General features: G+C 63.0%; 7 protein-coding genes. 4 read left to right on the top strand and 3 right to left on the bottom strand.

Features of this window, described 5'->3' with window-relative positions:
- Nucleotides 1-534: TonB-dependent receptor domain-containing protein (locus tag VNZ65_RS25070; protein WP_325673983.1), on the top strand; the 534-nt coding region annotated here is incomplete at its 5' end.
- 30 nt (nucleotides 535-564) lie between these two features.
- Here VNZ65_RS25070 and VNZ65_RS25065 read toward each other — a convergent pair.
- The gene (locus VNZ65_RS25065) at nucleotides 565-1071 is read right to left on the bottom strand and encodes a DinB family protein (RefSeq protein ID WP_325673981.1); all 507 of its coding nucleotides are present in this window, start codon (nucleotides 1069-1071) and stop codon (nucleotides 565-567) included.
- A gap of 143 nt (nucleotides 1072-1214) precedes the next feature.
- Between VNZ65_RS25065 and VNZ65_RS25060 the strand changes: the two genes are divergently transcribed.
- Together VNZ65_RS25060 and recJ are read left to right on the top strand one after the other, a co-directional pair.
- Complete coding sequence (locus VNZ65_RS25060; protein WP_325673979.1) at nucleotides 1215-2288, top strand: hypothetical protein; 1074 nt, start codon at nucleotides 1215-1217, stop codon at nucleotides 2286-2288.
- Nucleotides 2285-3979, top strand: a complete 1695-nt coding sequence (gene recJ, locus VNZ65_RS25055; protein WP_325673977.1) for a single-stranded-DNA-specific exonuclease RecJ — start codon at nucleotides 2285-2287, stop codon at nucleotides 3977-3979. The genes VNZ65_RS25060 and recJ overlap by 4 nt, the downstream gene beginning before the upstream one ends.
- A 91-nt stretch (nucleotides 3980-4070) precedes the next feature.
- On the opposite strand, the gene VNZ65_RS25050 is transcribed toward recJ, so the two are convergent.
- Complete coding sequence (locus VNZ65_RS25050; RefSeq protein ID WP_325673975.1) at nucleotides 4071-5078, bottom strand: GlxA family transcriptional regulator; 1008 nt, start codon at nucleotides 5076-5078, stop codon at nucleotides 4071-4073.
- Nucleotides 5066-5668, bottom strand: a complete 603-nt coding sequence (locus VNZ65_RS25045) for a DJ-1/PfpI family protein (RefSeq protein WP_325673973.1) — start codon at nucleotides 5666-5668, stop codon at nucleotides 5066-5068. The genes VNZ65_RS25050 and VNZ65_RS25045 overlap by 13 nt, the downstream gene beginning before the upstream one ends.
- Before the next feature lie 156 nt (nucleotides 5669-5824).
- Between VNZ65_RS25045 and VNZ65_RS25040 the strand changes: the two genes are divergently transcribed.
- On the top strand, nucleotides 5825-6106 hold the full coding sequence (locus tag VNZ65_RS25040; RefSeq protein ID WP_325673972.1) for a helix-turn-helix domain-containing protein: 282 nt from the start codon (nucleotides 5825-5827) through the stop codon (nucleotides 6104-6106).
- Nucleotides 6107-6125: the final 19 nt, after the last annotated feature.

Here is a 6125-nt window from a genome sequence, read left to right as displayed (position 1 = left end):
CGCAACATCCAGACCACCGAAACCATCAACGGCATCAACTACACCCGCAACGCCGGCAAGGCGCGCTCGCGCGGCCTGGAGTTCGACGCCACTGGCCGCATCAGCCAGAACCTGAGCCTGGTCGGCAGCTACGCCTACACCGAAGCGCGCTATGCCGATGACCCCAAGCTGGCCGGCAACCCGTTGCCGAACACTCCCAAGCATGCGGCGTCGCTGTACCTGACGCGCGATTTCGGCATCTCGCGCATTGGCCCGGTCGAAGGCCGCATCAGAGCCGGCGCCGGCGCCCGCGTATTCAGCAGCCTGCCGGTGGGCGACGGCACGGGCAAGGTCTATCACCTGCCCTACGGCCGCGTGATGGATGCATTCGTATCCTGGAACACCCTGATCGAAGGGCAATCGGTAGACTGGCAGTTCAACGTCAAGAACCTTTTCGACTCGACCTACTACACCGCCAGCTGCTGCAGCGGCACGCCGTTCGTCAATATCGGCGCCGGCCGCGAGTTCACGCTCAGCGCCAAGCTGAATTTCTGACGGTGCGGGCGCTGGCCCGTATGACAGGCGTTACCGGCCGGCGTGCGCGCGCTCCGGCCGGTGCATGAACACCGTCAGCGTATCGCGCTGCGGCGGCACGCCGATCTGCGCCAGGATGCGGCCGACCGCGCCGCGATGATAATTGCCGTGCGTGAGTACATGCATCAGCATCTCGGCACGCGACATCCGCCCCGGCGAGCCGTCGACGAAAGTGAAATCGACGGCTTCATCAAGCTCTGCCGCTGACAGGCCACCGGCATACCCAAGCAGCCAGCCATCGGTCTCACGCACCGCTGCTCGCAGATCCGCAAGCGCAGGCGTGGCCGGCGTATTCAAACCCTTGTAGGCATGTGGCAGGCGCTGCAGGTTGGCTTGAAATATGCAATCCACCACGTAGACGTGATTCAGAATGCGTATGGCGTCATGCTTTTCGCGCTCGTGGGCATCCGCCGGCAAGGCGCCGATGGCGGCAAACAAGGTCTCGTTGGCCCAGGTTTTGTATTCAAACAGCGTGGTAAACAGGTTTTGTGCGTTCATGGTGGCTGGCGTTGACTGGCTATGAAAGGTGAAGGAAATTCTATCGGGTTTCCGCCATCCTGACATTTTTCCCCTGAACGCTAGCTGACGGGATAAATCTTGCCAAACTCGCCGCGCTTCCCCGGATGCCCTACAATCTCGCCATGAGTCATTTAACTATCCTTTTGCCATTCGGCCTGCCGCCGCCGGAACTGGCGCGCGATTTGTTGCGCGAATTGAAGCTGCCTGCCCTTGCCACCCTGATGGCGCGCGCCAGAAAAGAGCATTCCCGCCGCGAATTCGACGATTTCGCCCGCGCCTTGCCGCATGAGATGTGGCTGAGCGCGCAGTTTCCCCTGCCTTCGTTCGTGCCGGCGCACCCCGCGCCAGGGCAAGACGTGCATAACAGCCCTGCCCTGGCTTGCGCCGCCATGCGCGCGCTGGGCCTGCCGGCAGAACAAGGCGCCTGGTTCATGCTGCATCCGGCGCACATCCATATCGCCCGCGACCATCTGGTGCTGACCGATATCCGTCAGATCGCCTTGTCCGAGGCGGATTCGCGTGAATTGTTCGATGCCGCGGCGCCGCTGTTTGCCGAAGTTGAGCGGGAGCTGGTATATGGCGACGCCAACACCTGGTTCATGCGCGCCGACGACTGGCAGGGCTTGCTGACCTCGACGCCGGACGCGACCTGCGGGCACAACATCGATATCTGGATGCCGCAAGGCGACGGCGCCCGCGACTGGCGCAAGCTGCAGAATGAAGTGCAGATGCTGTGGTTTGCCCATCCTTTGAACGAGCGCCGCCAGATGCAGGGCAAGCAGGCGGTCAACTCCCTGTGGCTGTGGGGCGGCTCGCCCGCTACAGCGCCAAGCATCGGCAAGCGCGAAGTATTCAATCTGCCGGACGGCTTCGGCGGTCTCGGCCAATATGCCAAGATGGCCGTCGCCAAGGCCGGCGCAGCCGACATCGTCGCCGCCAAGCCGGGACAAGGCCTGCTGACGCTGGATGCGCTGATCCAGCCTGCGCTCACCGGCGAATGGTCGAGCTGGCTGGAGCAGCTGCACACACTGGAAAGCACCTGGTTCGCCCCCTTGCTGCAAGCCATGCGACAAGGGCAGCTGGATAGCCTGTCCCTGATCGTCACCGACAGCAGCCACGTGCTTGAACTGAGCACCACCAGGTTCTCGCTGAAAAAATTCTGGCTCACGCCAACCCTAGCTAGATTGCTGCCATGACCCGCATCACCACCCGCCCCTATTCCTTCCGCGACTCTGAACGGCTGCACCAGAGCGGCATCCATCCCGTGCTGGCGCGCGTTTACAGCGCGCGCGGCCTGCTCGACGTCAAGGAGCTGGAGAGCGAACTGACGGCGCTGATCCCGCCCGCCGGCCTGCTGCATATCGACGCCGCCGCCAGCTTCCTGGCCGACGCCATCGCCGCGAAAAAGAAAATGGTGATCGTCGCCGACTACGACTGCGACGGCGCCACCGCCTGCGCGGTCGGCCTGCGCGGCCTGCGGCTGCTGGGCGCCAACATCGATTTCATCGTGCCCAACCGCTTCGAGTACGGCTACGGCCTGACGCCGGAGATCGTCGAACTGACCGCCCGCGAGAAATCGCCCGACATCATCGTCACGGTCGACAACGGCATCGCCAGCATCGACGGCGTGGAAGAGGCCAACCGGCGCGGCATCGAGGTGGTGGTCACCGATCATCACTTGCCCGCCGATACGCTGCCGGCGGCGCGCGTCATCGTCAATCCCAACCAGCCGGAATGCGGCTTTCCCAGCAAGAACCTGGCAGGCGTCGGCGTCATGTTCTATGTCTTGCTGGCGCTGCGCGCCGAAATGCGCAAGCGCGGCGTGTTCGACGCCAAGAGCCAGCCGAAGCTGGATGTGCTGCTGGACCTGGTGGCGCTCGGCACCGTGGCCGACGTCGTCAAGCTGGACGCCAACAACCGCATCCTGGTCGCGCAAGGCTTGAAGCGCATGCGCGCCGGCCGCATGCATGCCGGCATTGCCGCCCTGTTCCGCGCTGCCGGCCGCGAGGCGCGCCGCGCCACGCCTTTCGATCTCGGCTTCGCGCTGGGGCCGCGCCTGAACGCCGCCGGCCGCCTGGCCGACATGGCGCTCGGCATCGAATGCCTGACCACCGACGACGAGGGCCGCGCCTGGGCCATCGCCCAGCAGCTCGACGCTATCAACCGCGAACGGCGCGATATCGAAGCCGGCATGCAGGATACCGCGCTGGCCTTGCTGGATGATTTCAAGCCGCAGGACAGCACCACCATCAGTGTCTTCGATGCCTCCTGGCACCAGGGTGTGATCGGGATCGTGGCCTCACGCCTGAAGGATAAGTTCTACCGGCCGACGATTACCTTTGCGCCAGGCGGCGAAGGTTTGATCAAGGGCTCGGGGCGCTCGATTCCCGGCTTTCATCTGCGCGATGCGCTGGACCTGGTGTCCAAGCATGCGCCCAGCCTGATCCAGAAATTCGGCGGCCACGCGATGGCGGCCGGGCTGACTATCCGCGCCGATGCGTTTGAAGCGTTCGCCGAAGCCTTTGAAAAAGTCGGGCGCGAATGGCTGGGCAAGAGCCAGCTGGAACGCGTGGTGGAAACCGACGGGCCTCTGGAAGATGCTTACTACACCACCCAGTTCATCGAACTGATGGATGGCCAGGTATGGGGCCAGGGCTTTGCCCCGCCGCTGTTTTGCGACGAATTCCGGGTAGTCAGCCAGCGCATCCTGAAGGAAAAGCATCTGAAGCTGCTGCTGGAACGGAATGGCACGCGCTACGATGCAATCTGGTTCGGGCACACCGATGAACTAGGGAGCAAGGCCAAGGTGGCGTTCCGGCTGGATGCCAATGAATATAACGGGGTTACCAAGGTACAGCTGATGGTTGAGCACGCGGAACCGATGTAATTCCTAGAACGCGGAATGCATTACTCCGTAGTCCGTTAAATAGGGTCAGAGTCGAATTTTTTAGAAAACAAAAATTCGACTCTGACCCTATTTAACTACTGGGTTGGCGTTGCTGGCTGGGTGGGAAGTTTTCGAATTTGCTCCAGACGCGGCGCAATTGCCTGGTCGAGTTGAAACCGGCTTGCTGGGCGACCTGCTCCATGTCCAGCTTGGATTGCGTCAGCAGCTCGCGCACCAGGGCGACGCGGATGCGCTGGATGTAGTCGACCAGGCTGCAGCCGGTGTGCTCGCGGAACAGCCGCGTCAGATGGCGTTCGCTGGTGCAGGCGATGGCGGCCAACTGCGGCAGGTCCCAGTCGTGTGCGGGATCGCCAATGATAGCGTCCTGCACCCGGTGCACCGCGGGGTGCAAGTGATTGCGGCAAGCCTGCCATGGCGACAGCTGCGGATCGCTGCCGGCGCGACGCATGTAGATCACCAGGGAACGGGCAATCGAGGCGCTGCGGGCGTGGCCGGCAATCTGCGCCACCACATGCAGCGCCAGGTCGATGCCGGTGGTGACGCCGGCGCTGGTGTAGATATTGCGGTCTTCGACGAAGATGCGGTTTTCCAGTACGTGGGCGCGCGGCGCGATGCTGCGCAAGGCGTCGCAATGGCTGTGATGGGTCGTGCACTGGCGACCATCCAGCAAACCGGCATAGCCGGCCAGCAGGGCACCGGTGCAGCTGCACAGCAGGCGATGGCTATCCTGCCACTGCGCGCGCAGCCAGCCTACCGCGCGCTGGTCGTTGGCGCTGCTGAAATCGTCGTCGCTGCCGACGCAGCCGTGCAGCACCACCATGGCGTTGGGTGGCAGGCTGTCCGGCAAAGGTCCGAATCCGGTCAGGCCGAGTCCGAGCGAGGTGTTGATGTGGTCAGCGGCGCTGACATAGCGCAACGCGAAAAAATCGGCGCGGCCCTCGCGCTCGGCAATCCGGTTGGCATAACGCAGCACCTCCGCCGGACCCATCAGGTCAAGCGTCATGGTAGCGTCGCGCAGCAGGAAATAGACCGGAATCGTGGTCTCGGCCTGGCGCGTGTTGTCAGTTATTGCAGCCATCGGTACTCCATCTGTCTGGCGGTGGCGTCAGCCAGCGGACGTCCAGCCAGGCGCTCGACCAGATGCAGACTCATGTCGATGCCCGCCGAAATGCCGCCGGAAGTCACCACTTTACCGCAATCTATCCAGGCTACGTCCGGCTTCACGTTCAAGCCCGGAAAACCGGCTTGCAACTCCTCCTGGTCTTCCCAGTGGGTGGTGACATCCAGCCCCTGCAGCAGGCCAGCCTTGGCCAGCAGGAAGGCGCCGGTGCAGACCGAAGCCATGATTGCCGTCCCCTGCGACTGCGCGGCAAGCCATTGGATTACCGCGTCGTTCTTGAGTATCGCCGCCACATCCCCGCCCGGCACCAGCAGCACATCGAGGTCGGCAGACGGCGTCAGCACGCAGTCCGGCAGTACTTTCATGCCCCCTCTCGCCCGCACCGGCTGCATGGCGGGCGCGACCAGGAAGCACTTGAACAGATGCGCCGCGGCGCCGTTACCGTTGCTCCTGCCGTGGACCCGGGCGGCCGTCGAAAACACTTCGTAGGGTCCGGAAAAATCAAGGATCTCGACATCGTCAAACACCAGTATTCCCACGCTCAACATCTTTTAACCTCATCCGCTATACGCGGCGCCCGTGGACCGGACTGCCATCGTTGAAGATCATGTTAAGCCTGCAGCCAATATCAAAAAATACGCTGCGTAGACATAATGCGGACAAAACCGGACATAACGACCGGAAATACAGACGAGAGGTGAAAAATGCGCAAAGCCGACAGCTACGCCAGCGTGTGGGACCCGATTGCCAATGCGGCTGAGCATGCCGCCAATCTGCACACGCGTTCTGAACTGCTGGAAAAAATCGCTGACATCGTGCAGCAGAGCGGATGGACTGACGCCGACGCTGCCAGCCATTGCAGGATCAGCCAGATGCGCATGGACGATCTGCTGTGCGGCCGCGTGTCGCACTTTTCGCTGGATGCCCTGGTCAGCATCGCCACGGCGCTCAGCCTGCGCGTACATGTAGAACTGGCGCCGGCCTGAAGCCGCCAGGGTGCTACAG

This window comes from Collimonas sp. (assembly GCF_035566555.1).
Classification (GTDB): Bacteria; Pseudomonadota; Gammaproteobacteria; order Burkholderiales; family Burkholderiaceae_D; genus Collimonas.
This window is presented reverse-complemented; position numbering and strand designations above follow the sequence as displayed.

What these genes read in the sequence shown, in the direction of transcription:
- VNZ65_RS25040 (WP_325673972.1), top strand. Translation starts at nt 5,825, where the DNA reads ATGCGCAAAGCCGACAGCTACGCCAGCGTGTGGGACCCGATTGCCAAT.
- VNZ65_RS25045 (WP_325673973.1), bottom strand. Translation starts at nt 5,668, where the DNA reads ATGTTGAGCGTGGGAATACTGGTGTTTGACGATGTCGAGATCCTTGAT.
- VNZ65_RS25060 (WP_325673979.1), top strand. Translation starts at nt 1,215, where the DNA reads ATGAGTCATTTAACTATCCTTTTGCCATTCGGCCTGCCGCCGCCGGAA.
- VNZ65_RS25065 (WP_325673981.1), bottom strand. Translation starts at nt 1,071, where the DNA reads ATGAACGCACAAAACCTGTTTACCACGCTGTTTGAATACAAAACCTGG.
- recJ (WP_325673977.1), top strand. Translation starts at nt 2,285, where the DNA reads ATGACCCGCATCACCACCCGCCCCTATTCCTTCCGCGACTCTGAACGG.
- VNZ65_RS25050 (WP_325673975.1), bottom strand. Translation starts at nt 5,078, where the DNA reads ATGGCTGCAATAACTGACAACACGCGCCAGGCCGAGACCACGATTCCG.